Source organism: Amycolatopsis sp. NPDC059027 (assembly GCF_042739735.1).
GTDB lineage: Bacteria > Actinomycetota > Actinomycetes > Mycobacteriales > Pseudonocardiaceae > Amycolatopsis.
The window spans coordinates 1-23230 of sequence record NZ_JBHYIK010000106.1 but is presented as its reverse complement, the minus strand read 5'-3'; the positions used below and the strand labels follow the sequence as shown (position 1 = coordinate 23230).

22 protein-coding genes and 1 pseudogene are annotated in these 23230 nt (G+C 67.9%); 4 read left to right on the top strand and 19 right to left on the bottom strand.

Going from position 1 to position 23230, the window contains the following annotated elements:
* From ACFWY9_RS41790 to ACFWY9_RS41730, 13 genes and pseudogenes are all read right to left on the bottom strand, one after another.
* On the bottom strand, nt 1–312 hold a 312-nt coding region (locus tag ACFWY9_RS41790; RefSeq protein ID WP_378341480.1), incomplete at its 3' end, for an ABC transporter ATP-binding protein.
* The gene (locus ACFWY9_RS41785) at nt 305–856 is read right to left on the bottom strand and encodes a hypothetical protein (protein WP_378327753.1); all 552 of its coding nucleotides are present in this window, start codon (nt 854–856) and stop codon (nt 305–307) included. The genes ACFWY9_RS41785 and ACFWY9_RS41790, both read right to left, overlap by 8 nt.
* The gene (locus ACFWY9_RS41780) at nt 853–1122 is read right to left on the bottom strand and encodes a helix-turn-helix transcriptional regulator (RefSeq protein WP_378327752.1); all 270 of its coding nucleotides are present in this window, start codon (nt 1120–1122) and stop codon (nt 853–855) included. Before ACFWY9_RS41780 ends, ACFWY9_RS41785 begins: the two co-directional genes overlap by 4 nt.
* A gap of 141 nt (nt 1123–1263) precedes the next feature.
* Nucleotides 1264–1884 carry a TetR/AcrR family transcriptional regulator gene (locus ACFWY9_RS41775; protein ID WP_378327751.1) on the bottom strand — a complete coding sequence of 207 codons (621 nt, stop codon included), beginning with the start codon at nt 1882–1884 and terminating at the stop codon, nt 1264–1266.
* A 237-nt stretch (nt 1885–2121) separates the two neighbouring features.
* Nucleotides 2122–2733: a gamma-glutamylcyclotransferase gene (locus tag ACFWY9_RS41770; protein ID WP_378327809.1), complete on the bottom strand. Its 612-nt coding sequence runs from the start codon at nt 2731–2733 to the stop codon at nt 2122–2124.
* The gene (locus ACFWY9_RS41765; protein ID WP_378327750.1) at nt 2730–3827 is read right to left on the bottom strand and encodes an S-(hydroxymethyl)mycothiol dehydrogenase; all 1098 of its coding nucleotides are present in this window, start codon (nt 3825–3827) and stop codon (nt 2730–2732) included. Before ACFWY9_RS41765 ends, ACFWY9_RS41770 begins: the two co-directional genes overlap by 4 nt.
* Before the next feature lie 103 nt (nt 3828–3930).
* Complete coding sequence (locus ACFWY9_RS41760; protein ID WP_378327749.1) at nt 3931–5196, bottom strand: peptidase C39 family protein; 1266 nt, start codon at nt 5194–5196, stop codon at nt 3931–3933.
* A 74-nt stretch (nt 5197–5270) separates the two neighbouring features.
* The gene (locus tag ACFWY9_RS41755) at nt 5271–5672 is read right to left on the bottom strand and encodes a PaaI family thioesterase (RefSeq protein ID WP_378327748.1); all 402 of its coding nucleotides are present in this window, start codon (nt 5670–5672) and stop codon (nt 5271–5273) included.
* Between the two features lie 57 nt (nt 5673–5729).
* Complete coding sequence (locus tag ACFWY9_RS41750; protein WP_378327808.1) at nt 5730–9062, bottom strand: tetratricopeptide repeat protein; 3333 nt, start codon at nt 9060–9062, stop codon at nt 5730–5732.
* Between the two features lie 120 nt (nt 9063–9182).
* Nucleotides 9183–9623: pseudogene (locus ACFWY9_RS41745) on the bottom strand (trypsin-like peptidase domain-containing protein); the annotation flags it as partial.
* Between the two features lie 10 nt (nt 9624–9633).
* Nucleotides 9634–9963 carry a trypco2 family protein gene (locus ACFWY9_RS41740; RefSeq protein ID WP_378327747.1) on the bottom strand — a complete coding sequence of 110 codons (330 nt, stop codon included), beginning with the start codon at nt 9961–9963 and terminating at the stop codon, nt 9634–9636.
* 24 nt (nt 9964–9987) lie between these two features.
* Complete coding sequence (locus tag ACFWY9_RS41735; RefSeq protein WP_378327746.1) at nt 9988–11712, bottom strand: TIGR03767 family metallophosphoesterase; 1725 nt, start codon at nt 11710–11712, stop codon at nt 9988–9990.
* Nucleotides 11713–11845: 133 nt separating this feature from the next.
* Nucleotides 11846–12499 (bottom strand): TetR/AcrR family transcriptional regulator C-terminal domain-containing protein, encoded by a 654-nt coding sequence (locus tag ACFWY9_RS41730; protein WP_378327745.1) that lies wholly within the window; start codon nt 12497–12499, stop codon nt 11846–11848.
* A 58-nt stretch (nt 12500–12557) separates the two neighbouring features.
* On the opposite strand from ACFWY9_RS41730, the gene ACFWY9_RS41725 reads away from it, so the two are divergent.
* A complete protein-coding gene (locus ACFWY9_RS41725) occupies nt 12558–13058 on the top strand; it encodes a hypothetical protein (protein WP_378327744.1) in 501 nt (166 codons plus the stop codon).
* On the opposite strand, the gene ACFWY9_RS41720 is transcribed toward ACFWY9_RS41725, so the two are convergent.
* From ACFWY9_RS41720 to ACFWY9_RS41700, 5 genes are all read right to left on the bottom strand, one after another.
* Nucleotides 13010–13948, bottom strand: a complete 939-nt coding sequence (locus ACFWY9_RS41720; RefSeq protein WP_378327743.1) for a glycoside hydrolase domain-containing protein — start codon at nt 13946–13948, stop codon at nt 13010–13012. The two genes, ACFWY9_RS41725 and ACFWY9_RS41720, sit on opposite strands and share 49 nt — an antisense overlap.
* A gap of 165 nt (nt 13949–14113) precedes the next feature.
* Nucleotides 14114–14929 carry a carbohydrate ABC transporter permease gene (locus tag ACFWY9_RS41715; protein WP_378327742.1) on the bottom strand — a complete coding sequence of 272 codons (816 nt, stop codon included), beginning with the start codon at nt 14927–14929 and terminating at the stop codon, nt 14114–14116.
* Nucleotides 14926–15834, bottom strand: a complete 909-nt coding sequence (locus ACFWY9_RS41710; RefSeq protein WP_378327741.1) for a carbohydrate ABC transporter permease — start codon at nt 15832–15834, stop codon at nt 14926–14928. The genes ACFWY9_RS41715 and ACFWY9_RS41710 overlap by 4 nt, the downstream gene beginning before the upstream one ends.
* Entirely contained in the window at nt 15834–17129 is a 1296-nt protein-coding gene (locus ACFWY9_RS41705) for an extracellular solute-binding protein (protein WP_378327807.1), read from the bottom strand. Before ACFWY9_RS41705 ends, ACFWY9_RS41710 begins: the two co-directional genes overlap by 1 nt.
* 102 nt (nt 17130–17231) lie before the next feature.
* Nucleotides 17232–18860, bottom strand: coding sequence for a long-chain fatty acid--CoA ligase (locus ACFWY9_RS41700; RefSeq protein WP_378327740.1), 1629 nt, complete (start codon nt 18858–18860; stop codon nt 17232–17234).
* Between the two features lie 461 nt (nt 18861–19321).
* Between ACFWY9_RS41700 and mihF the strand changes: the two genes are divergently transcribed.
* A complete protein-coding gene (mihF, locus tag ACFWY9_RS41695) occupies nt 19322–19633 on the top strand; it encodes an integration host factor, actinobacterial type (RefSeq protein WP_051767699.1) in 312 nt (103 codons plus the stop codon).
* Between the two features lie 116 nt (nt 19634–19749).
* On the top strand, nt 19750–20928 hold the full coding sequence (locus tag ACFWY9_RS41690; RefSeq protein WP_378327739.1) for an isochorismate synthase: 1179 nt from the start codon (nt 19750–19752) through the stop codon (nt 20926–20928).
* 178 nt (nt 20929–21106) lie between these two features.
* Here ACFWY9_RS41690 and ACFWY9_RS41685 read toward each other — a convergent pair whose 3' ends face one another.
* Nucleotides 21107–21802 (bottom strand): 4'-phosphopantetheinyl transferase family protein, encoded by a 696-nt coding sequence (locus tag ACFWY9_RS41685; protein WP_378327738.1) that lies wholly within the window; start codon nt 21800–21802, stop codon nt 21107–21109.
* A 182-nt stretch (nt 21803–21984) separates the two neighbouring features.
* On the opposite strand from ACFWY9_RS41685, the gene ACFWY9_RS41680 reads away from it, so the two are divergent.
* Nucleotides 21985–23154 carry an acyl-CoA dehydrogenase family protein gene (locus ACFWY9_RS41680; RefSeq protein WP_378327737.1) on the top strand — a complete coding sequence of 390 codons (1170 nt, stop codon included), beginning with the start codon at nt 21985–21987 and terminating at the stop codon, nt 23152–23154.
* Nucleotides 23155–23230 lie beyond the last annotated feature (76 nt).

The window sequence follows — 23230 nt, the reverse complement described above, 5'->3', positions numbered from 1 at the left end:
CCCGTGCAGCTCGGCGAGATAGACGAGCTGGTCGAGCACTTTCATCTTCGGGTACAGCCCGCGTTCCTCCGGCATGTACCCGATGTGCGTGCGGGCTTCGTGCGTGATCGGCTTCCCGTCGAAGCGGACTTCGCCCGCATCCGCGGCCAGTACGCCCAGCGCGATCCGCATCGTCGTGGTCTTGCCCGCGCCGTTGCTGCCGACGAAACCGAACAGCTCGCCCGCGCGGACGTCGAAACTCACGCCGTCCAGCGCGACCTTCGCGCCGTAGCGCTTGGAGATCCCGTCGATCTCCAAGGTTTTGTCACTCATCCCCATTCCCCTCCTCGAGAAAATCCTCGGGATCGTCGTCCGGAAGCAACCAGCCGAGCACGATCGTCGGCACCGTGCTCCCGGTGACGAGCAGCGCCGCGAGCATCATCGCGCCCCGCACCCCGCTGTCGTGCTGTTGTGAGATCAGCAGCCCGTAGAACATCGCCACGACCATCAGAAAGGTCAGCGTCAGGTAGGCGACGAACGTGATCCGGTGCCGCCATTCGCGCTCACGCTCGTCGAGCAGGCGGGAAAAGCCGCCGCTCATCCGGCCGGTCAGGATCCGGAGCAGGACGAACCCGATGGCACCGATGGCGAATCCGCCGAACCAGGTGCCGAGCGCGAACCACGGGGGTGCGAGCTTGAAGCTCGCCGCACTCGCGATCAGCACGAGGTCGCCGAGAAGCACCAGGACCACCAGCTGCCGACGTCGCCGCCGGGTTCGCCAGGCCGGCAGCCTGCGCTCCCGACGCCGCTCCTGTTCGTCCAGCCTGTCCAGCTGCCGTTCCCAATACGCGGCGAAGCGTCCCGGCCTGCTGTTCATGCTCCCCCCTCGCGATAGACCTGAGTGGACAGTGGCGCGAACGGCTCGCGGCTGAACACCGCCTCGACCGGGAGGTCGAACACCGCGCAGATCCGGAACGCCAGGTCCAGGCTCGGGTAGTGGTCACCGCGTTCGAGCGCGCCGATGGTCTGTGGGTTGACCTCGACCGCCGTCGCCAGCGCGGCCCTGCTCAGCCCGCGCTCCGCTCGGAGCACGGGGAGCCGGTTGTAGATCGGCAGCTCCTTGCCGCGTCGCACCGGACTCATACAACGTACTGTTGCAAAAACCCAACGACTCGTCAAGTTGTCCACGCCGAGGGGTGTGCCGGGCGCAGCGGAGGATGCACGGGAAAGTGCCTGTGCAGGCGAGGGAGGATATGCGCGAGCCCCCGAAGGGGGCCCCGAAGATCAGGGGCGCAGCGACGCGTCGAGCACGTGCGCGAATTCCGCCATGAGGGCGGCTTCTTCGATGTCCGTCGTGGCGGGCCGCAGGGAGAACGCGAACGACTGGACCAGCAGCAGCACCGATCTCGCCTGGGCGCCGACGTTGGCCCGGCGTATCGAGCCGTCGCGGTGTCCGGCGGCGAGCAGTTGGTGGACAACCTTTTCGGCGAACCGCTGGGTCCGGCCCAGTCGTTCGACGATGTAGGGCAGCAACAGTTCGGGATCGACGTCGAGCAGGGTGCGGAACAGCGGATCGCCTGCCAGGGAACGAATTCCGCTGACGGCGATGAGCACCAGCCGTTCCCTGCTGTTCTTCGCACCGGAGCCCTGTTCGCCGGCGTGCCGCAGCAACCCGCCGAATTCACGGGTCATCAACGCGCTGAGCACACTGCGAACGTCGGGAAAGCGCCGGTAGACGGTCATCCGGCTGACGCCTGCCGTCCGTGCGATCTCGGCGAGTGTGGTGCGGCGCACTCCGACCGCGAGCACGCATTGGCGTGCCGCGTCCATGAGTACGTCGTCCGGAACTCTCGTCGCCGCCTGCCGGTTGCGGGTGTCCGCCAAAGCGGAGGGGGCACTCGGCATGATGTGACGATTCACCTCCAGAAACAACATGAGTTCGTGCAGGAACCGGTAAGCCATCGGAATCGCCGGGCCCGAGGCGGCAGGGAAAGACCGTCGCGGCGGGGCCGTGGGATGGCTCGGCCAGGGTATCGGTTCAGCGGCCGCGTGGAACGTGAACCTTGTTTTGTTGGAAAGAATGGCTGAGCGTCGTAGCGTTGTGACGCAGCGCGCTGATGCTTCAATACGCGCGCTGCTGTCTTAATACAAGATGGTGCAGGATACGCCGTGCGAGGTCGCCGCGACACCGCGAAGTGCGGCCGCCTCCCGCTGCCCGACGTCGGCGACACGGACCGGCGAGCCGTTGACCAGCAACGGAAACCGGATGTCCGAGGCGCCGACATAGGTGAGCACCTCCGCGGGCCGCGAGCCGTCTTCCAGTGTGATGTCCGGGTTCCCCAACCGGGCCAGGTGATAACGTTCGCCGCGTCCTTCGCATATATCGAGAATCGCGAGTTGGTCGGGAGTCACGAACCAGACGGCGTGCTCCTCGACGACTTCCGGCAGCGCGGTCAGGGTGGCGGGCCGCTGACCGTCGCGTTTCCGGAGGCCGGACGCCCACACCGCGCCGAGCCCGGTACAGCGCGCCTTCACCACCACGACCGGTCCGTTCAGTCCCAGTTCGGTGCGCAGCCAGGTGATTTTCGAGGGGCAGGCGTTGGAACCGTAGGCCAGCACCGCCTGACGGTCCCGCCAGCCCGGCGGCGCCGTGTCGAGCGGACGCCCCGCACCGTCCGAATGGACGAACGAACATCCCGGCCGTGCCCCGGGGTAGGGATCGGCCGGATACTCGGCGTCGGTGAAGAGGATCAGAACGTCACCACGCTGCGCAGCACCTCGCCGCGGTGCATCCGGCCGAACGCCGATTCGACGTCGTTCACGCCGATTCGTTCGGTGACGAACTTGTCCAGCGGGAGCTTGCCCTGCAGATAGAGGTCCACCAGCAGCGGGAAGTCCCGCGAGGGCAGGCAGTCGCCGTACCAGGACGATTTGAGCGACCCGCCGCGCGAGAAGAAGTCGATGAGCGGCATGTCGTCGAGGCGCATTTCCGGCGTCGGCACCCCGACCAGCACGACCGTCCCGGCGAGATCGCGGCCGTAGAAGGCCTGACGCCAGGTCTCCGGCCTGCCCACGGCGTCGATGACCACGTCCGCGCCGAACGAGCCGGTGGCCTCCCGGATGGTCTCGACCACTTCGCCCTCATCGAGGCCCTTGCTGTTGAGCGTGTGGGTCGCGCCGAACTCCTGTGCCCAGGTGAGCTTGCGGTCGTCCGTGTCGATTGCGACGATCGTAGTCGCGCCGGCGAGCTTCGCCCCGGCTACCGCGGCGTTCCCGACCCCGCCGCAGCCGATCACGGCCACCGAATCGCCCCGGCTCACCGCACCCGTGTTGAGCGCGGCGCCGATCCCTGCCATGACGCCGCAGCCGAGCAGCCCGGCCACCGCCGGTTCGGCCTCGGGGTCGACCTTCGTGCACTGTCCACTGTGGACAAGCGTTTTCTCGAGGAACGCGCCGATGCCGAGTGCCGGGCTGAGCTTCGTGCCATCGGACAGCGTCATCGGCTGAGCGGCGTTGAACGTCGAGAAGCAGTACCACGGTTTGCCGCGGCGACAGGCCCGGCAGGTGCCGCAGACGGCCCGCCAGTTCAGGATGACGTAGTCGCCGGGTTCGAGATCGGTGACGCCCTCGCCGACCCGCTCGACACGTCCGGCGGCTTCGTGGCCGAGCAGGAACGGGAACTCGTCGTTGATGCCGCCTTCGCGATAGTGCAGGTCGGTATGGCACACGCCGCAGGCCTGCACCGAGACCACCGCCTCGCCGGGGCCCGGGTCGGGGACGAGCACGGTCTCCAGCGTGACCGGCTCACCCTTCGCACGTGCGACGACACCTTGGACCTCGTACGGCATGCCTCGACCACCTTTCGGCTGCGGTGCTGGTGCTGGTACTCGCAGCTTGCCACGGATCATGCGGACATGGCGACTCCCGCATGCGTGGCCGGGGTGACGCCGGTCAGGCCGGGGTGATCAGGTAGACGACGCCACCGGGCCCGCTCGCGACACTGCCGTCCGCGGTGTGCCGCTGGGTGCGCTGCCAGATCTTTTCGAACTGGTCGCGCTTGTAGACGGTGCGGACGTTGTCGTTGCTGTTGGACGCCGGGTCGTTCGTGATGACGTCACCGTCCTTCGTGAACCCGATGACGACCATGATGTGCCCGGCGGTGCCGTACCCCGCGCCGTCGAGTTCGCTGGACTCGAACGACTGCGACGTGATGACCGGGATGCCGCGGGCGATGTAGTTTTCCAGCTCGTTGAGCGAATGCAGCCGGGTGATGTGCCCGCGCAGCCCGAGCGAGGCGGCGTAGGCGGTGTTGAACGGCCAGTTCCCGGTGCCCTCGTAGGCGTAGTCGTAGGTGTAGCGCGCCGCGTAGGCCACGGACGGATCGACGTAGTCCGCCGGGATCCAGGCCATGTCCGCGGGCTTGGGCCGCTTGCCCCAGTATTCGGCGACCATCTCCGTCGCGGTCGGGCTGCACCAGTTCTCCCCGCCGCCGCCGTACTGCGGGAACTGTCCTTTGTGGAGGTTCTGGGCGTACGGCGGGACGTCGAGCTCGATCCCGGTGGCACGGCCCGGTTTCGTCGTCCGGACGTCGAAACGGTCGGGCACCGCGGACGTCATCGCGCCCAGCGACGTCACCACCGGGGTGACGCGCGAGCCTGCCTCGCGGTACAGCGTGATCCGCAGCTGGTAGGACCGCAGCGTGACACCGCTCTTCGTGCCGAGCGTATCGACGTCCACGCTCGCGTTGGCGTCGTCCTGGCCGTTGACACTGGTCCGCTGGATGTCGCCGTCGCCACTCGCCCAGCGGCCCATCACGTACCACGTGGTCTCGGCCCCGGCTGCCGTGCGGCCCTTGGCCTCGACCTGCAGCCACGTCTTCGCGGGCGTCTTCGCGTTCCACGACGCGATCAGCTGCGTCGCGTCGAAGCCCTGGGCGTACATCGGCGACGTCCAGCTGCCGTACTCGTACGTCCGGTTGGTGCCCAGCCCGGGCTCGGCGTGCTGGATCGTGCCCACCGGCCGGGTGATGCGCAGCCCGTCGTGCTCGATCCCGACGCCTGCCGCGTCGCCGTGGCGGAAGCCGTGCGAGTTCGACCATTCGTGGTAGTCGATCGCCTCGTCGTCACCGGGTCGCCCCGGCTGCGCCTCGGCGACCTGCGCGGTCACTGCGGTCAACATGGCGATGGACAGTAACGTGAACAACCCGCGCACCCGCATTCCGGCTCCATCCCTCGGCACCCACCCAGTAGCGAGAGATTTTCGCCGGTCAGGCCGGGTATGTAAACAGTTGTCTACAAGACTGCCTGCGTCTGTGTCACTTTCGCGACCAGCTTGCCGGCGTCGTCGTGGATCTCCGTCTCCACCACGACGAACTTCCGCCCCGCGTGCAGTGGCCTGGACGACGCAACCGCGTAGCCCGAACGGATGGCACGCAGGAAGTTCGTCTTCGACTCGACGGTCGTCGTGCCTTGAGCGCCCTCGGGCAGATTGAGGAACGCGCACACCGCGCCCGTCGAGTCGGCCAGCGCCATCAGAGCGCCGCCGTGGAGCACGCCGCCGAGTGTGCAGAGGTCTTCGGCGTGCTCGAGCCGGCTGCGGACCAGCTCGGGGCCGTGCTCCAGCACCTCGATGCCGAGCCGTTCGCTGAAGGGCATGGTCCGGTGGAACAGCTGGGTGCCTTCGGGGTCGGTCATGCCGTGGAGCCTGCCCCATGGCGTGCGCGACGTCGATTACCCCGGAGGTAATGCCGCTCAGGCGTCGCCCTGGAGCCGCTTTCGGATCCGCCGAGCACGTTCGAGTTCGTCCTCGTGGCTGCCCAGCCGTTGGAAGATCTTGGCCGCTTCGTCGATGGCTCGTAGTGCCTCGTCCCGTTGGCCGAGCGCCTCGTGGCAGAGAGCGAGGTTGTTTAGGCTGTCCCCGAGGTCGGTGAGCCTGCTGTCCGAGGTACCCAGCTCGCAGCGGATGGCGACGGCTTCACTGAGCGTGTCCAGCGCTTCCTGGTGCAGATCTCGGTCCAGCTGATGGTTCGCGAGTTCGTGGAGCGAACATCCGAAGGGGAACCGGAACCTGCCAGGGTCTCCAGTGGCCAGTGGTCTGTAGATCTCGACTGCCTCGGTGACGGAGGCAAAGGCTTCGTCGTGGCGCCCGAGATCGCTCTGGACGAGGGCGAGGTTGTGCAGGCTCTCGGCGACGCCGGGCAGGTGCTTCAACGGGTTAGCCTGGGCGAGCTGGGTACGGATGGCGACGGCTTCGGCAAGGGTGGCGCTGCCCGCCTCAGGGGCGCCGGAGGTGGATTGGTGGTTGCCGAGGGTGTTCAGGGTACGGGCGAGGTTGGGCAGATGTGCCGGTTCAGCCTCGGTGAGGCGACGCCAGATGACTGCGGCTTCAGTGAGTGAAGCGATACTTGCAGACAGGTCCCCGGTACCGGCTTGGTGGTTGCCGAGGTCATTTATGTAGCTGGCGAGGTCTGGCAGATGTGCATAAGGTTCGGTTTTGGTGAGGTGCCGGGTGATCTCGACGGCTTCGGTGACGGAGGCCAATGCCGCCTCTTGTTGCCCTATGTTTGCCTGACGATGGGCGAGGGTGTTCAAGTGGGCGGCGAGGCCGGGAAGGAACGCGTCCGGTTCGGACTCGACGAGCCGCCGGGAGATCTCCACCGCTGCCGTGCTGGAAGAAAGAGCCTCTGCTGTATGGCCGACACTCTCCTGTCTGCTTGACAGGTTGTCGAAACTTGTGGCGAGCGCAGGAAGGAATGCGTTCGGCTGGCTTTTCCCAAGCTGCCGCAAAAGTTCAACCGCCTCGGCCGCTGTGGCTAAGGGCTCTTCTCGGAGGCCAATTTTTTCTTGCATGCGTGAGAGATTGATTAGGCCGCTAGCCAGGTGTGAGAGGAAAGTGGCGGCAGGTCTTTTCGCGACAAGCCGTCGGTAGAGGTCGACCGCTTCGTTACATGCGTACAAGCTTTTGTTGTGGTGCGCGAAGCGTTCCAGCCTGAGCCCGAGGTTGCTGAGGCTCGCCGCGAGATCGAAGGTGTAGGCATCCGGTCGCAGGGCGGCGAGTTCGCGATACCGGTCGACGGTTTCGGTGGTGGTGGCGAGCGCGGCGGCCAACCTGCCTACGGCCGCCTGACGGAGGGCGAGATTGTGCAAAGCGTTCGCCAGGTGAGCGTTGACCACATCGGGTTCTTCCTCGGCCAATCGCCGTTCGATTTTCACCGACTCGGTGATGGATTCGAGAGCTTCGGTACGGCGGCCGAGGGCTGCCTGGCAGGAAGCGAGGTTGCTCAGCGTTCTGGCGAAGAGGGGCATGAATGTCTCGGGCTCGCTGTCGGCCAGCCGTCGATAGATTTCCACGGCTTCGGTACAGGTGTCGAGTGCGTTTGCTCGTTGTCCGAGGTGTGCCTGCAGATTCGAAAGGCTGTTGAGCCCGTTAGCGAGTTCAGGGAGGACCTTGGCGGGGTATGCGGCGGCGAGATCACGGTAGGCCGCTATGGCTTCGGTGAGGAGCGCTAGGGCTTCCGGCCACCGCTCCGGCGTATCCAGGCTGATGGCGAGATTGTGGAGACCGCTCGCGAGCCTTGCCCTGCCTCCCATTCCGTTCCGGCCCGCCGAAGCACGGAACCTGGCGACCAGCGACCGTCTGATGTGGATGGTCGTTTCCGCCAGCGCCGTACTGTGTTCGGGCAGCGCCTTCGACCAGGCGACGAGACGTTCGGTTTCGGTGGCGGGATCGGTCGCGATGCGGTCGAGTGCGGCGACGAGCGGGCGCGGATCCTCCACCTGCGTGGCGACGTCGATCGCGGGTACCGCCAGCACATCGGCGTACCGCAGGCACAACGACGTTACGTACTCGCGCACCGCGTCACCGAAAACTCTGTGCGCGGCCGCACGCGTGCAGAACGTCAGCAGATCCTCGGCCGCGCCTTTGACGAGTGCGGGGATCAGCGCGTCGATCAGGCCGTTGCGGGTGCGGTCGAGGACGAACCGTCCGATGAGCCGTTCGGCGAGCCGATCCGGTTGCAGGTAGGCGAAAGCGGTTTGCCCGTCGGACGGGTAGAGGTCCGTCAGCCAGGCACGGACGGTGTCGCGGCGGTCCAGCGGCTGGTCGGCCAGGCCCGGGATCAGCGTCAGGAACTTGTCGGCGTCCTCATGCCTTGGCGGGCCGATCAGGGCGGCCGCGGTGATCGCGTCGGTCAACGTCGCCATGCTCAGGGCGGGCAGCAGGCCGTGGGCCCGCGCGGTGCTTTCCCAGTACCGGCGTTCGTGATCGAGCAGCCGGTCCTCCGGGCCGCGTGTCCCGGTGCCCTGGCCGGGACGCGCGGCGTCGAGCAGGTCGGAAAGCGCTGTCATCTGCACCGACAGGACCGTCTCGTCGCCGGACGTCGTCGGCGGGGAACACCCGGCGGCGGCCGAAGCCCAGTCCACGCCGCCGAAGTTCGGCGCGGAAGTGAGCGCGGCGGCGAAGGCGTCCACCGCCGCGCGGTACATGTCGTCTTGACCGGAGGCGGTGGCGTCCAGGATCGGCAGCTCGCGCACCGTCGCGACGTCGACCATGTCACCCGCGACGTCGTTCTCGCTCGCCAGTTGCTGCCACCACGAACCCGCTGTCCGCGCCAGCGCGACGATCTTCACCGGCGTGTTCGAGCGGCGTCGCGCCACGATGTCGAGCAACGTGGCCAGCTGGTCGATACGGGTCTCGGCGTAGTCGACGACCACGAGCAGCGGTACGACCGTGTCCGAGAGGACGCCGAGATCCGCAGCGGCGGCGTCGAGCCACAGTGCTGTCCAGCCGAGCCGGGCGGCGAACTCGTGCACCAGCCTGGTCTTGCCCTGGCCACCTTGGCCGTGCAGCAGCCACAGGCTCGAACCCGGCGATTCCGCCCAGGCCCGGAGTTCGCCGAGCAGGTCCTCACGGCCGCGGAACGGGACCATGGCGCGGCGCGCGGGCAGCAGACCGGCAGGCGACGTGACCGTCCCGCCGACCTGGACGCGCGCCTGTGGATCGGTCAGGTCCCGCAGTTCGACGGGGTCGAGCGTGGCGTCACCGACGAGCGTGGCGAAGGCGGGATCGCGCAGCAGCACGTACATCGGGACAGCTTCGAGCGCGGAATGCCCGCGCCCGGCCGGATCCGTCGCGATGACCCCGGTGACCAGCTCGCCGCAGCACAGCGCCGCGCCGGACAGGCCTCCCCACGGCGAAGTGCCGGGACCCGTCGGCGCGGGCGGGTGAATGTCGAGGTTCAGCACGTACCGGTCGCCGACCATGCGGTCCCCGGCGTTGAACGTCCCGGACACCTGCGCCACCTCGGCCGGCCGCCCCGCGCGCTGCACCAGGTCGGGTGAACCCCAAGTGACACAAGGGATTCCGGTCCGATGAGTGACCGTGTGGCCCCACGCGACGGCGCCGGGTATCGGTTCCCACGCCTCGTCGCCCACCTCGACCAACGCCGCGTCGTCACGGCCCGCCGGCGTTCCGCACCACACCACTCGCCCGGTGAACTCCCCGGCCCGACCCGGGCGGAACACCGTCACCGCATCACCCGTCGCGTGCACGACGTGGGCCGACGTCAGCACCAGCCGCGGCGCGACGACGTAGCCCGAGCCGGGGCCACCGGGACCGGTGACCGCGGCGACGCGTGCCCATTCCACGAGGGAACTCTCAGCGGCCCACGTATTCCGACACGTCTCCCGGCCCTGCCGGACGGGACGCCGCTCCGGCGACGACGACGTCACCGCCGTCCGGGAGCCGTGGGGTGACCGTCAGCTTCACCTTGTGCGTGCGTCCGCGCACCACGCCGGCTTCGACGTCGGCGGACACCACCCACGCCTTGAAACCCGCCTTGGCCTTGGCATCCTTGCGCAGTTCGACGGCGAACTCCAGCTCGATCGGCCCGACCACGAACTCGAGGTCCGCGCCCGCACCCTGTGCCGCCGCTGTCAGCAATTCGTCCCGCACGCTCGCGACGGCGTCCGCCAGCTCGATGTCCATGCCTCACTTTGGCACAGCGAGGGCTCAGGCGAGGGGATTGAGGAGCAGCAGCTCGGTGTTGTGGTCCGCGTCCGTGCCCACCCGGCCCGGTACGGCTTGGACGTCGTTGTAGGACAGTTCCCGGTACAGCGACGCCAGCGCGTCCGCGCCGTGGTCACCGTAGGCGGCGGCGTACGGCGATTCGGCCTCGATGAGCGTGGTGAACAGAGACAGCGTGCCGTCGGCGTTGTCGGCGACCTCGATGACGCGGGCGTGTTGCGGGAAGTCGATGTGCGACGCGGTGTTGATCTCCCAGAAGCTCTGCGCCGGTGTCTTGCCGCGGTGCGGGGTGATCTTGTTCTCGTGGGTGTGTCCGTTGACCCAGGCCAGGACGTTCGGGAAGCGGTTGAGCAGGCCGGCGAACGTGTCGCCGTTCAGCCGGAGCTCCAGCGGGTGCCGCCGGTCGGGCAGCAGGTTGCCCATGGACGTGCTGGTGTGGTGGCTGAACAGGATGAACAGCTCGTCGGTGACCTGCTGGGTGACCCGGTTGCCGAAGAAATCGTAGTAGGTCGAGCTGCCGCGCTTGAGGATCGACTCGACCCAGGTGAACTGGCCGAGCCCGATCGACCCGTCCGCGAAACCGCCGAGCGTCGTGGTGTCGAGGCTGATGCCGGTGATCCCCGGCGCGATGCGGAACGTGTAGTAGACGTTGCGGCCGTCGGCGTTGTTCTCGCCGAAACCGTGCCCGACCGGGCCCGGCCCGGTGTGCGCGGTGTCCAGGTGCGCGCGCACGAATTCCGCGGTGCTGAAGGGGCGGCGCCGCTCGTCCGGGGTGACCTCGCGGATCGTGCCCGAGCCACCGAACAGTTCGCCGACCGGCACCGTGGCGCCGGGTTTCGCGAGCGCCGCGGCGAGCTTGCGGGTGGTGCTCTCGTCCTTCCCGATCACCTTGTACCTGCCGGTGTACCAGGCTTCCTGGCCTGGCAGGTCCGGCAGCGTGCCCACGATGCTGTCGTCGTGGTTGCCGAACGTGCAGTACCACGGGACGTCGAGGCCGCTCGCGGCGAAGGTGCCGCCCGCCGCTTCGAGGAGGCCGGGCAGCTGCGGGAAACCCTTCTTCGAATACGCGTCGTCGAGCGGGATCCCGGGATTCCAGTACTGCTTGTTGCCGGAGTTCTGAACGCCCTCGTAGCGATGCGGGTCGCCTGAGTTCTGGGTCACCGAGCCGCCGTTGAGGAGCGTGAGGAACCAGTCGAGTTCGAGGTGTTCGTGGTTGTCGGTGTTGTCGCCGGTGGTCACCACGAGGTCGAACGGCCGTCCGGTGAACGGCCCGGCGCGCAGGCTGTTCACGCGGCGCACCAGCGCGTTGGTGGCGACGGCGCCGAGCGTCTCCTGCGGGCGGTGCGCGCCGCCGGCGAAAGCGTGCAGGTATTCGAACCTTGCCGGGCTCTCGGTGTCGGTGATGTGCAGATCGGTGAACTGCACGAACGAACTCAGCGCGCGGCGCCGGTCGTCCCGGCCCGCCTTCGCCGTGGCCAGTTCGTCGCGGACCTTGAGCGGCCAGCCGGGGCCCGCGGTGAGCCGGGTGTAGCCGGGACCCGCGGTCACCGGGGTGGCGACGGATTCGAGCGTGGTGCCGGACGTCGACACCGTGCGGGTGCCGGTCAGCCGCAGCGCGCGGTCGAGCGCGTTCGAAGCAGGGGTGCACAGCAGCAGCCCGAGGCCGGTGACGCCCGCCGTGGTGAACGCGCGCCTGGTCAGTTCGGCCATCTTGTGCTCCCTGCTGCCTGGATTCCGGGCCGTTGTGCACGGTGCCGCATGAGGTTAGCGGGACGGTGAACGGCAGGGAAGGGAAACACGAAGAAATCTCGCATTCGGTACCCGGGTGGCCGGCAGTGGGGCGCTAGCGTTTCCGGCGGGTTCGGCGGCGGCGGTGGTCGAGGCCGTCGAGGATGATGTCGATGCCGAGTTCGAACAAGTCCTCTGTGGATAGACGAGCGAACGCGGGAGCGAGGCCGCGCAGATTCGGGTAGTCCCCGGAACTCGCTGGGGTGGGCTTGTCGATTTCGCCTGCGGCGAAAGGGTTCTTGGCGTCCTTGGAGACCGATGGCAACTGTTCGACGGAGGCGAGCACGTGCGCGGCGAGCAGACGGGCGATCCCGGCGGTCTCGTCGGCGGAGAAGCCCGCGTCGAGCAGGATGCGCACTGTCGTCTCGATGTGCCCCAGCCGATGCGGCCCGGTCGGCGGGCGTTCGCGGAGCAGTGTCGCGGCGTCGCGATGGCGTAGCAGCAGGGCGCGGAACTGCCGGAGTCCGCTCGCCAGCTGCTCGCGCCACGGCAGCGAGCCGTCGATCTCGAACGCGTCCGCGCAGATGGCCTCCGCGAGCAGATCGAGCAGCTGTCCCTTGTCCTGGACGTGCCAGTACAGCGTCGGCGAGCTGATCCCGAGGCGGGTGGCCAGTTTGCGCGTGCTGAGTTCGGCCAGTCCGACCTCGTCGAGCAGGCCCAGTGCGGCCTCGGTGATCTGCTCACGGTCGAGCGTGCCTTTGCGTGCCACCCGAGCACTCTATCAGTGATAGATTGTTCTCTATCGGTGATAGAGAACAGGGGGAGTCATGGCAGATACCGGGGAAACGTGGACGCCGAGACTGCGGCTGGTGGTCGCGGTGTGCTCGGCGGTGTTCGCGATCGGCACGGCACTGCAGAACTTCGTCGTCATCGACCCGCACATGATCGAAACGGCCATGCGGCTGGCGGGGAAGTCACCCGCCGAGGCGCGGGCCGAAGCGCCAGGATTCCTCACCGTGCTCCGGCTGGTAGGGGATCTCTACCTGGCCGGTAACCTGCTCGGTCTCCTGGCGCTGTGGCCGCGTGCGCGGATCTTCTGGCTGGTGCTGATCGTCAACATCACCCAGGCGGCGGGCGTGATCGCGATCCCGCCCGCGGTTTTCCGCGCGTCACTGGAACTCTACGGTCCTGCCGGGCTCCTGCCGTCGTTGCTCACCGACGGCGGCGCGCTGGTGCTGTCGTTCGTCCTGATTTTCCGCTGGCTCGGCGGAAAGCGGGATCAGCGGAACGAAAGGGAAGCCGTTCGTTCCGGATGCCCCGGGGAATAGGTGTAGATGATGGATCCCTGCGTCGCGCCGGGCGCCACGTCGATCTTCCACGGCCGGAGCCGGTCGATGTGGAAGTCGGCTTCGTTGCTCCACTTGTAGTCGAACTTGTCGCCCTCGGGAAGCCCTTCACCGGCTTGCCAGATCCCGTGCACGATGATGAAGTCGACCGGGCAGTTGACGCGGATCTGGCTGGCCCCGGCGGGGATGTCGAACGACATGCTGCGTCGCTCTCCGGACTGTAGCTGCATGTTCCACTCCTCGTCGTTCATGAACGCGGACGAACCTCCACCGGGGGTGAAGGGGATCGGGCGCAGGATCAGGACCCGGTCGGTCTGGATGCCCCCGACGATGGGCTGATAGTTGTTGTCCTGCCAGCCGTTGATGAAGCCGCGGGCCGCTTCCCAGGCCCCGCACTGGATGAAGTAGTCGACGTGGCCGCGGCCGGCGTCCATCGCGTCGGCGAATCCGTATGCGCCGACCCGGCCCCGGCCAAGGATGCTCACCGCGCCGTCGAGATAGGCCTGCCACAGGGCGGCCGTGATGACCGGCCGCCCTGGAGCGTTGAACCACCGGTCGGCGCAGAAGAAGATCACGCCGGGAAAGCCGAGGTAGTTGCACCCGGCGAGCGCGCGCCGCGCGTTTTCCTGCCCCTGCGCGTACCCGCCTATCGCGTCGTCCTGGTCGACCTCGAAGTACATGGCGAGGCCGAGGCCGGAATTCAACTGGTCGCGGTACTCGGACGCGTTCGTGTGCTTGGTGCCGAGCAGATTCGGCGCGTCGATGTAGCGGATGACGCCGGTCGCGGTCTCGCCGTTCGACCCGATCTTGGCCGATTTTATCGTGGCGGCGGAGAGTTTCGCTGCGCTGTAGTCGATCCACCAGGTGGCCATGGCGTTCCCCCTCGAACGGGCTCCGGTCTCAGTCGATCTTGCGGAGCAGCCATGGACCCGTCGTCTGTTGTCCGCCCCGCGTTCCATGATGAGCGCACAGGGTCACATTTGTTAATGCCTCATAGTGCCGCCATTCGGGCTAATCAGGCCGACTCCTGGGAGTGACTATCCTTTGAGGCCGGATTCGGCGACGCCGCGCACCAGGTAACGCTGCAGGAAGACGAACAGGAGCACGATCGGCAGGATCGAGATCGCCGCGGCGAGGAACAGCAGGTTCAGCTGGGGATTCTGCGAGGTGAGCAGCCCGGACAATGCCACCTGGACGGTCCACGAGTCCGGCGACTGCGCGATCACCAGCGGCCACAGGAACGCGTTCCAGCTGCCGATCACGGTGATCACCGCGATCGCCGCGAAGAACCCGCGCGAGTTCGGCACCACGATCCGCCAGAACACGCCCCAGCGGCTCAGCCCGTCCATCCGGCCCGCTTCCTCCAGTTCGCGGGGGAAGTCCACGAAATGCTGCCGGAAAAGGAACACGCTGAAGGCGCTGAAGATCCCGGGGATCACCAGCCCGCGCAGATCCGAGACCCAGCCGAGGGTGGACACCACCACGAAGCTGGGCACGAAGGTGACCGATGTCGGGATCATCAACGTCGCGATCACCGCGTACAGCACCTTTTTCGAGTGCCGGTAAGGAATCCTGGCCAGTCCGTAGCCCGCGAGCGAGCACACCAGCAGCACGCCGGCGGTCTGGACCACGGCGACGACGGCCGACGTCAGCAGGCTGTGCGCGAACGGGACGTCCTGCAGCGAGAACAGGTCGCCGATGTTCTCCCAGTGCACCGTCGAGGGGAAGAACGTCCAGCCGGGCGCGGTGATCTCGGCGCGGGTCGACAGGCCGTTGCGCAGCAGCAGGTAGAACGGCAGCAGGAAGAGCACCGTCGCGACGAGGAGCGCGGTCCACCGCGCGAGCGCTTTCACACCGCCTCCCGATCGAACCGGAACACCCTGCCCTGCAACAGGGTCACCAGCGCGATGATCAGCGCCAGGATCACCGCGCCCGCGCTGCCGCGCCCGAGGTCCTGACCGCCGGAGCCGAGCGAGGTGTAGTAGAGGTACACCAGCGGCGGCCTGGCGAACGGCGGATAGCCGCGTGAATCGCCCATGATGTTGTAGAACTCGTCGAACGCCTGGTACGCGTTGATGAGGTTGAGCAGCAGCACCGCGACGGACGTCGCGCGCAACTGCGGCAGCGTGATGTGCCGGAACACCTGCCAGCCGGGTTTCGCGCCGTCGAGCCACGCCGCCTCGTAGAGATGCTTCGGGATTCGTTGCAGCGCGGCGAGGAACAGGATCATGTAGAAACCCAGCTGCAACCACAGCCGCGCGGTCACCAGCACGACCCAGTACAAGGGCGGATGCACGGTCCCGGTCCAGGCCACCGGGTCGGCGCCGAACAAGCCCAGCACCGAGTTCGCCAGTCCATATCGGACACCGGAGAACAACGACGTCTTCCAGATCAGCGAGGCCACCACGTAGGAACAGGCGAAGGGAAGGAAGAACACCGAACGGAAGAACGCGCGGGCGAATTTCAGCTGGTTGACCCCGACCGCCAGCGCCAGTGAAAGCACGAAGGTCAGCGGCACGATGAACACCGCGAACACGCTGAACGTCCCGAGGCTGGACAAGAACGGTTCGTCGGTCAGCATGTGCGCGTAGTTGTCCAGCCCGACGAACGTGCTCGGGGTGACCGTGTTGCGCGCGTCGAAGAAGGACAGGTACGCGCTCCAGCCGATCGGCAGGTACGCGAACACGATCAGCCCGATCAGGAGCGGCCCCACGAACAGCCAGAAGACCGCGGTGTCGCGGGCCTTGCGCGACCGCATCAGCCGAACAGGCGCTTCAGCTCGGCCTTCGCGACGTCGACCGCCTTCTTCGTCTCGGCCGCCGGGTCGGCGGTTTCCTTGGCGATCTTCGCGACCGCGTCGCTCAGCGCGGTGTTCGACGGCTGGGTCCACACTGGGCCGCCGATGAGGTGGCTGTTCTCCTTGACGAACCGGGCGGCGTCGGCGGCGGGGCCGGACTTCAGGTTGTCCGCCTTGTCCACCAGGCTCTGCCGGGCCGGCACGTGGAAGCCGAACTTCGTGGCGAACTCCAGCTGATCCGCCGTCTGGTCGATCCACAGCCACTTCACGAAGTCCTTGGCGGCGGCCACGTTCGGGCTCTTGGCGTTGACCATCGCGCCGTACGCGCCGACCGGAACCGACGGCGCGCCGCTGCCGTCGAGCTTCGGGAACGCCAGCACGCCGAAGTCGTCCTTCAGCGCGGCCTGGATCTTCGGCACGTTCCACAGCCCGGTCCACTGCATCGCGGCGAGGCCGTCGATCAACGCGGCGGGATCCGACCAGTCCGTCGGCGCGCCGAGCAGCAGCGAGTTGTTCGTGTTGAGCGCGCGCAGCTTGCCGAACGCCGTCGCCGCGCGCGGGTCGTCGAAGCCGACCTCGCGGTTGTCGTTCTTCAGGTAGTCGAGCCCTGCCGACCACAGCAGCGGGCCGGTCAGCGTCGAGACGCCGCCGTCGTTGCCGACGAACAAGCCCTTCACTCCGCCCTTGGTGAGTTTCGCCGCCGCGTCGATCAGTTCGTCGACGGTCTGCGGCGGCTGCACGCCCGCGGCGGACAGCAGGCTCTTGCGGTAGAAGAGAACCTGGGTGTCGATGGCCTGCGGGATGCCGTAGACCTTGCCCTCGACCGTGTTCGCGGCGAGCAGCGCCGGGGTGAAGTCGCTCTTCACCGGGCCGATGAGGTCGTCGAGCGGGACGACCTGGTTCTGCCGCACCCAGTCGATCTTGACCTGTGCCTCGAAGACGTCCGGCACGGGGCTGTTCTGCAGGGCCGTCACGATCTTCGAGTCGTAGTCGCCCGGGTTCCACTGCACGGAGACCTTGGCCTTCTGGTACGCGGCGGCGTAGCGCTTCACCGCGTCCTGGACGCCGTCCTCGCCGTACGCGTGATACCACTGCTGCAGCGTGGGTTTCGCCGGTTCCGGCGGCGCCGCCGAGTACGCCGTCGACGGCGGCGGATTGCCCTGCCTGCCCGTGTTCGACCCGCACGCGGCCGCGGTCACGCCCGCCGCCGCCATACCCGCCAGTGCGAAGAAGTTCCGCCTGCTGCGCTGCTGCATCCCCAGTCCCATCTGCCACAAGCCCGTGGGGGCCTCCCTGAGGGACCTAGATTCCCTCAGGGAGGCCCCCACGGACCATCTGACTCGCCGGATGTTTACCCGTTAGAGCTGTGAGATGTCGAGCTTTCCCTCGGAGTGGAACGCCCGCAGCCGCTTCTTGTCGAACTTGCCGACACTGGTCTTCGGCACCTCGTCCACGAAAGTCCAGTTCTCCGGCAGCTGCCACTTCGCGACCTTGTCGGCCAGGAACTCGCGCAGCTGCTCGGCGGTGACGTTCTGGCCCTCCTTGAGCACGACGGCGACCAGCGGCCGCTCGTCCCACTTCTCGTCCGGGATGCCGATCACCGCGGCCTCCGCGACCGCGGGATGCGCCATGACCTGGTTCTCCAGATCGACCGAGGAAATCCACTCGCCGCCGGACTTGATGACGTCCTTCGCCCGGTCGGTCAGGGTCAGGAAGCCGTCCGGGCTGATCTTGCCGACGTCGCCGGTGCGCAGCCAGCCGTCGTGGAACTTGTCCGGGTCGACCTCGGCGCCGCCGTGGTAGGCGGCCGCGATCCACGGCCCCTGGACCTCCAGCTCGCCCACGGCCTCGTTGTCCCACGGCAGGACTTCGCCGTTGTCGCCGATCAGCCGCGCGCTGACCGACGCGGGGAAGCGGCCCTGCGTGTAACGGTAGGCCCAGTGCTCTTCGCCGGTCGCCGACGCCGGCGGCCGCGCGACGCTGCCCAGTGGCGACGTCTCGGTCATGCCCCACGCGTGCAGGATCGGCACGTTGTAGCGGTCCTCGAAGGCGTGCATCAGCGACGGCGGTGCCGCCGAGCCGCCGACGACGACCTCGCGCAGGTGGGAGATGTCCTGCGGGTTCGCGTCGAGGTGGGCGAGCAGGCCCTGCCAGATCGTCGGCACCGCGCCCGCGAACGTCGGCTTCTCGGCGGCGAGCAGCGCGGCGATCGGGGCGGGCTGGAGGAAACGGTCCGGCATGAGCAGGGACGCGCCGACCATCAGCGCGGCGTAGGGCATGCCCCAGGCCATCGCGTGGAACATCGGGACGATGGCGAGGGCCTTGTCGTGCTGGGCCAGCCGCATGCTGTCGGTCATGCAGACCTGCATCGAGTGCAGCCAGATCGAGCGGTGGGAGTACACGACGCCCTTGGGGTCACCGGTCGTGCCCGAGGTGTAACACATCGCGGCGGCCGAGCGCTCGTCGACCAGCGGCCAGTCGAACTCGTCGGGCTGGGCGGCCAGCAGCGCGTCGTAGGAGTGCACCTGGACCCCGGCCGGCGCCTCCAGCGCGGCGGCGTCGCCGTTCGCGACGATGACGTGTTTGACCGTCTTTAGCCCTGGTAGCTGCTTCGCCAGTAGTGGGACCAGGGTGCCGTCCACGATGACGACCTGGTCCTCGGCGTGGTTGGCCACGAACGTCAGCTGCTCGGGGAACAGCCGGATGTTCAGCGTGTGCAGCACCGCGCCCATCGCGGGGACGGCGAGGTAGGCGGCGAGGTGCTCGGCGTTGTTCCACATGAATGTGCCGACGCGCTGATCGCCGGTCACCCCGAGGCTCCGGAGGGCGTTCGCGAGCCGGGCGGCGTGCTTGCCGAGCTCGGCGTAGCTCTCGCGGCGGGCTTCTGAACCGGTCCAGGTGATGACTTCGCTCCCCGCGTGCACCGAGGTGCCGTGGCGGAGCAGCGTGGCCAGCGACAGCGGCCGGTCCTGCATCGTGCTCAACATGGGGGACTCCCGTGGACTCATTCGCCGGTGGTCTGGGTGCCGCCGACTCTAATGCGGAACGGGCGTTCCGAGCATGGTCAACTCAGGCAACTCTTCGGTTACGACGTCCCGCTAACGGGTGGCCACGTAAACCGGTACAAGATCATCAATTTTCAACATTTTCCTTATGTGGGAACGAAAGTAGTCACCCATAGCGGGTGAAATGCGCCGCACTTTCGAGTGAGCGAACCCGGCTGCGAAGCGTGTCGGGTGGACGTTTCCGCAGGCTGGAGCGGGGAGGCGACGGGTTGCCCACCGGGTGGTCGAGGGGTAATAAGTGCGTGTCGGTTGTACGTCCGTGAACGTCGTGGCGTTTACTGGGGCGGTGGTAAGAGACGGCTGGCCAGCGCTTGCACCTGCAAGCATGGGGATAAGGCCGTCGGCCGCGAAAGCGGAGACCTGATGAGGAAAGGACTACTACGTTGGCTCTGCCCACGTTGACTCCGGAGCAGCGCGCCGAGGCCCTCGCGAAGGCGGCCGAGGCACGTAAGGCGCGTTCCGAGCTGCTTGCGTCGATCAAGTCCGGCAAGGAGAGCATCGAGAAGGTGCTCAAGCAGGCCAAGGAGAACAAGACCATCGGGAAGACGAAGGTCACCCAGCTGCTGAAGGCCGTCCCCGGCCTGGGCGCTGTCAAGGTCGCCGCCCTGCTCGAGCAGGCGGGCATCGACCCCGACCGGCGTGCCGCCGGCCTCGGCGAGCGCCAGCGTGAGGCGCTCATCGACGCGCTCAAGTAGCCGTCGGGGAGTCCCCGCGGGGAAGGTGTGATCCTGCCTGCGGCAGGAGCCTGGACACGGTGTTGCCCCGGCAACACTTTCCCCGCGGACCTCCCGGATCCTGGGACGCTGGAGGCGTGACGACCAGTACCGCGCCGGCGACCCCGGTCGACCTCGCCGCCCGCTACCAGCGGGGTGACTTCCTGCTCGCGACGGCCCGCCGCGCCCTGCTCGCGCAGGGTGTCCAGCGGACCGTCACCGAGACCGACCCGGGCCGGCTCGCCGCCGAGGTGTCCCGGCAGCTGAAGGCTGCCCGCGCGCCGCTGGCGGTCGGTGTCCTGCCCTTCGACACCGGCTCCGGCACGCGTGTCCCCGGGCACCTCGTACTCCCGCGAACGGTGCTCCGCGCCGATGCGGATGATTCTTCCGCGGCCGTTGTCCTGCCACGGGAGGTGCTGCCGCGGCCGTCGGACGTCCGCGCCGTGCCCTCGCCCGAGGCGCACATGGACACCGTGGCCGCCACGGTCGCCGCGCTGGCGGACCGGGGTTTCAGCAAGGCGGTCCTCGCGCGCGCCCTCGACCTCGAGTTCACCGAACCGCTGCGTGCCGAGCACATCGTGCGCAACCTGGCGAGGGAGAACCCCCGCCACTTCACCTACGCCGCCCAGCTGCCGAGCGGCCGCACCCTCGTCGGCGCCACCCCGGAGCTGCTGCTCTCCCGCGCCGGACGCTCCGTTTTCACCCTCCCGCACGCCGGGTCGATGCCGCGTTCGGCCGATCCGGAGACCGACCGGGCCAACGGCGAGGAGTTGCGGACCTCGCGCAAGAACCAGATCGAGCACGCGGTCGTCGTGGACTACGTCGTGGAGGCGCTGCGGCCGTTCTGCCGCTCGCTGGACGTTCCCGACGGCCCGGAACTGGTGTCCACTCCGGCGATCTGGCACCTGCGGACCGCCATCACGGGCGAGCTGGCCGATCCCGGCGTCACCGCACTGGACCTGGCCGCCGCGCTGCACCCCACCCCGGCGATCTGCGGTACCCCGACCGAGGGCGCGCGTTCGCTGGTGAGCGAGCTGGAGCCGTTCGACCGGGACTACTACGCCGGTGCCGTCGGCTGGGTCGATGCCGCGGGGGACGGCGAGTGGGCGGTTGCGATCCGCTGCGCCGAGGTCGCCGACACGTCGATGCGGCTCTACGCCGGTGGCGGCATTGTGGCCGACTCGGACCCGCGTGCCGAGCTGGACGAGACGAGCGCGAAGTTCCGGACGCTGCTGGGCGCGATGGGCCTGGCGGACGCGAATCTCCCGTACGTCTGAGCCGGGGTTCATGCGCCCGAATGTGGCATTGGGTGCGTCCAACGCACCGAACGCCACATTGGGGCGCTCGTCCACCCCCTCTGGCCCACTCTGACCTGCGGAAGGTGGGCGAGGGACCTTTGCTCACGCTTGTTAGTTCCGCTAAGCAACGCTAGTAAAGGTCCCTTGCTCCCGCTGCTCAGGCGTCCGGGGTCCAGAAGTGTTCGGTGACCTGGAGATCTTCCGTGGTCAGCACCGCGACGGCGGCGCGGTAGCCCTCGGTGGCTTCCAGATCGGCGAGGCGGGTCAGTGCCGGGTCGAGTGCCGCGTCGTCGGAGGACACCAGGCGCGCGGGCTCGTCGTGCCCGGAGAACGTGATGCTCTGCAGCGGGATCTTCAGGCCCTTGCCGGTCGCCTTCATCACGGCTTCCTTGCGGGTCCAGTAGACGAAGAACGCGGCGGCCCGTTCCTCGGCGGTCAGCCCGGCCAGCGCCTTCTGCTCGACCGGGCTCAGCGCGTAGTCGATCAGTGAGTCGTCCGCGCGGCGGGTGGCCGTCTCGACGTCGAGGCCGATCGGGACGCCGTCGGTCGCCGCGACGCCGATCAGGTCGCCCGAGTGCGAGATGGTCAGCGTCAGGTCCGAGCCCGGTACCCGCGGCCGCCCGTGCGGCTTCCCGCAGTCCTCGCACGTCGCGTCGAACCGCACCGTCTCGACGTCGCGGCCGAGCCGTTCGGCGGTGAGGGTCTTGGCGAGCACCCGCCCGGTGAGGAAGCGCCGCTTGTCCGCTTCCTGCCGGTATGCCTCGTGCCGTCCGAGCTCGACGTCGTCGAGCAGCCGGAGGAAACGCTCCTCGTTCGGCAGCGGCCTCGACCACCGGACTGCGATCTCCATCACCGGAACCCCCAAGTTTTGTCTCCTGCGTTCGATCCTTCCGCGCCCGATCCCGCTTGTCACGCGTACGGGGTAGACGTGACCGGGAGTACGGGTATCCTGAACTAAGCAAGCGCTTAGCCAGCGTCGTGGCGCCTCCGCGGCCGCGACCGTGTCGGGCAGAGAATTCCGCAGAAGAGGTAGCCATGGATTTCACCCTGAGCGTCGAGGAACGGGAAGTGCGCGACTGGGTCCGCACCTTCGTCCAGCGTGAGCTGATCCCGCTCGAGCCGGAGGTCCTGCGCCGCGAGCGCGCCGGGCAGCCGGGGATCACCTCCGACGAACTGCGCGAGCTTCAGCTCAAGGCCAAGGAATCCGGGTTCTGGGGTGTGCTGACGCCCGAGTCCTACGGCGGCATGGGGCTGTCCGCGGTGATGGCGGCGCTGCTCGAAGCCGAGCTCGGCCGCACCTTCGTGCAGTTCAAGTTCGGTGGCTCGGCGGACAACATCCTGTTCCACGCCAACGAGGAGCAGAAAGAGCGCTATCTGCTCCCGACGATCTCGGGTGAGCGGAAGTCCTGTTTCGCGATCACCGAACCGGGTGCCGGGTCGGACGCGAAGGCGATCCGGACCGCGGCCCGCAAGGACGGTGACGACTGGATCATCAACGGCGAGAAGACGTTCATCACCGGCGGCAACGAGGCCGACTTCACCATGGTGTTCGCCATCACCGACCCAGAGAAGGGCGCGAACGGCGGCGTCACGTGCTTCCTCGTCGATCGTGAGATGGGCTGGAAGTCCGAGTACATCGACACGATGGGTGAGTGGGGCCCGGCTTCGCTGGTGTTCCAGGACGTTCGCGTGCCCTCGTCGCAGATTCTCGGCGAGGAAGGACGTGGGTTCGAACTTGCGATGCAGTGGATCGGCCAGGGCCGGTACCTGCTGCCCGCCCGCGCGATCGGTTCGTGCGAGCGGCTGCTGTCGATGGCCATCGAGCACGCCAACACGCGGGAGACGTTCGGGCAGAAGATCGCCGAGCGACAGGCCATCCAGTGGATGATCGCGGACTCCGGTGTCGAACTGGAAGCGCTGCGCTGGCTGGTGCTGCACGCGGCGTGGCAGGTCGACCAGAAGATGGACTCGCGGCACGCGCAGTCGATGGCGAAGCTCTACGGCGGGGTGAAGGCGAACGAGATCGTCGACCGTGTCCTGCAGATCCACGGCGGGATGGGCTACACGCGGGAGCTGCCGATCGAGCGCTGGTACCGGGAGCTGCGGCTGCTGCGCATCTACGAGGGCACCGACGAGATCCAGCGCCGGACCATCGCCCGCAACCTGCTCAAGGGTCACGTCAAGCTCGGCGGCGTCCTGGGCTGAGGCCCTACCACTTCGGGGCCCCACATGCCGTTAAGGCCACCTTACGGGCGTCTGACGCCCGTAAGGTGGCCTTAAC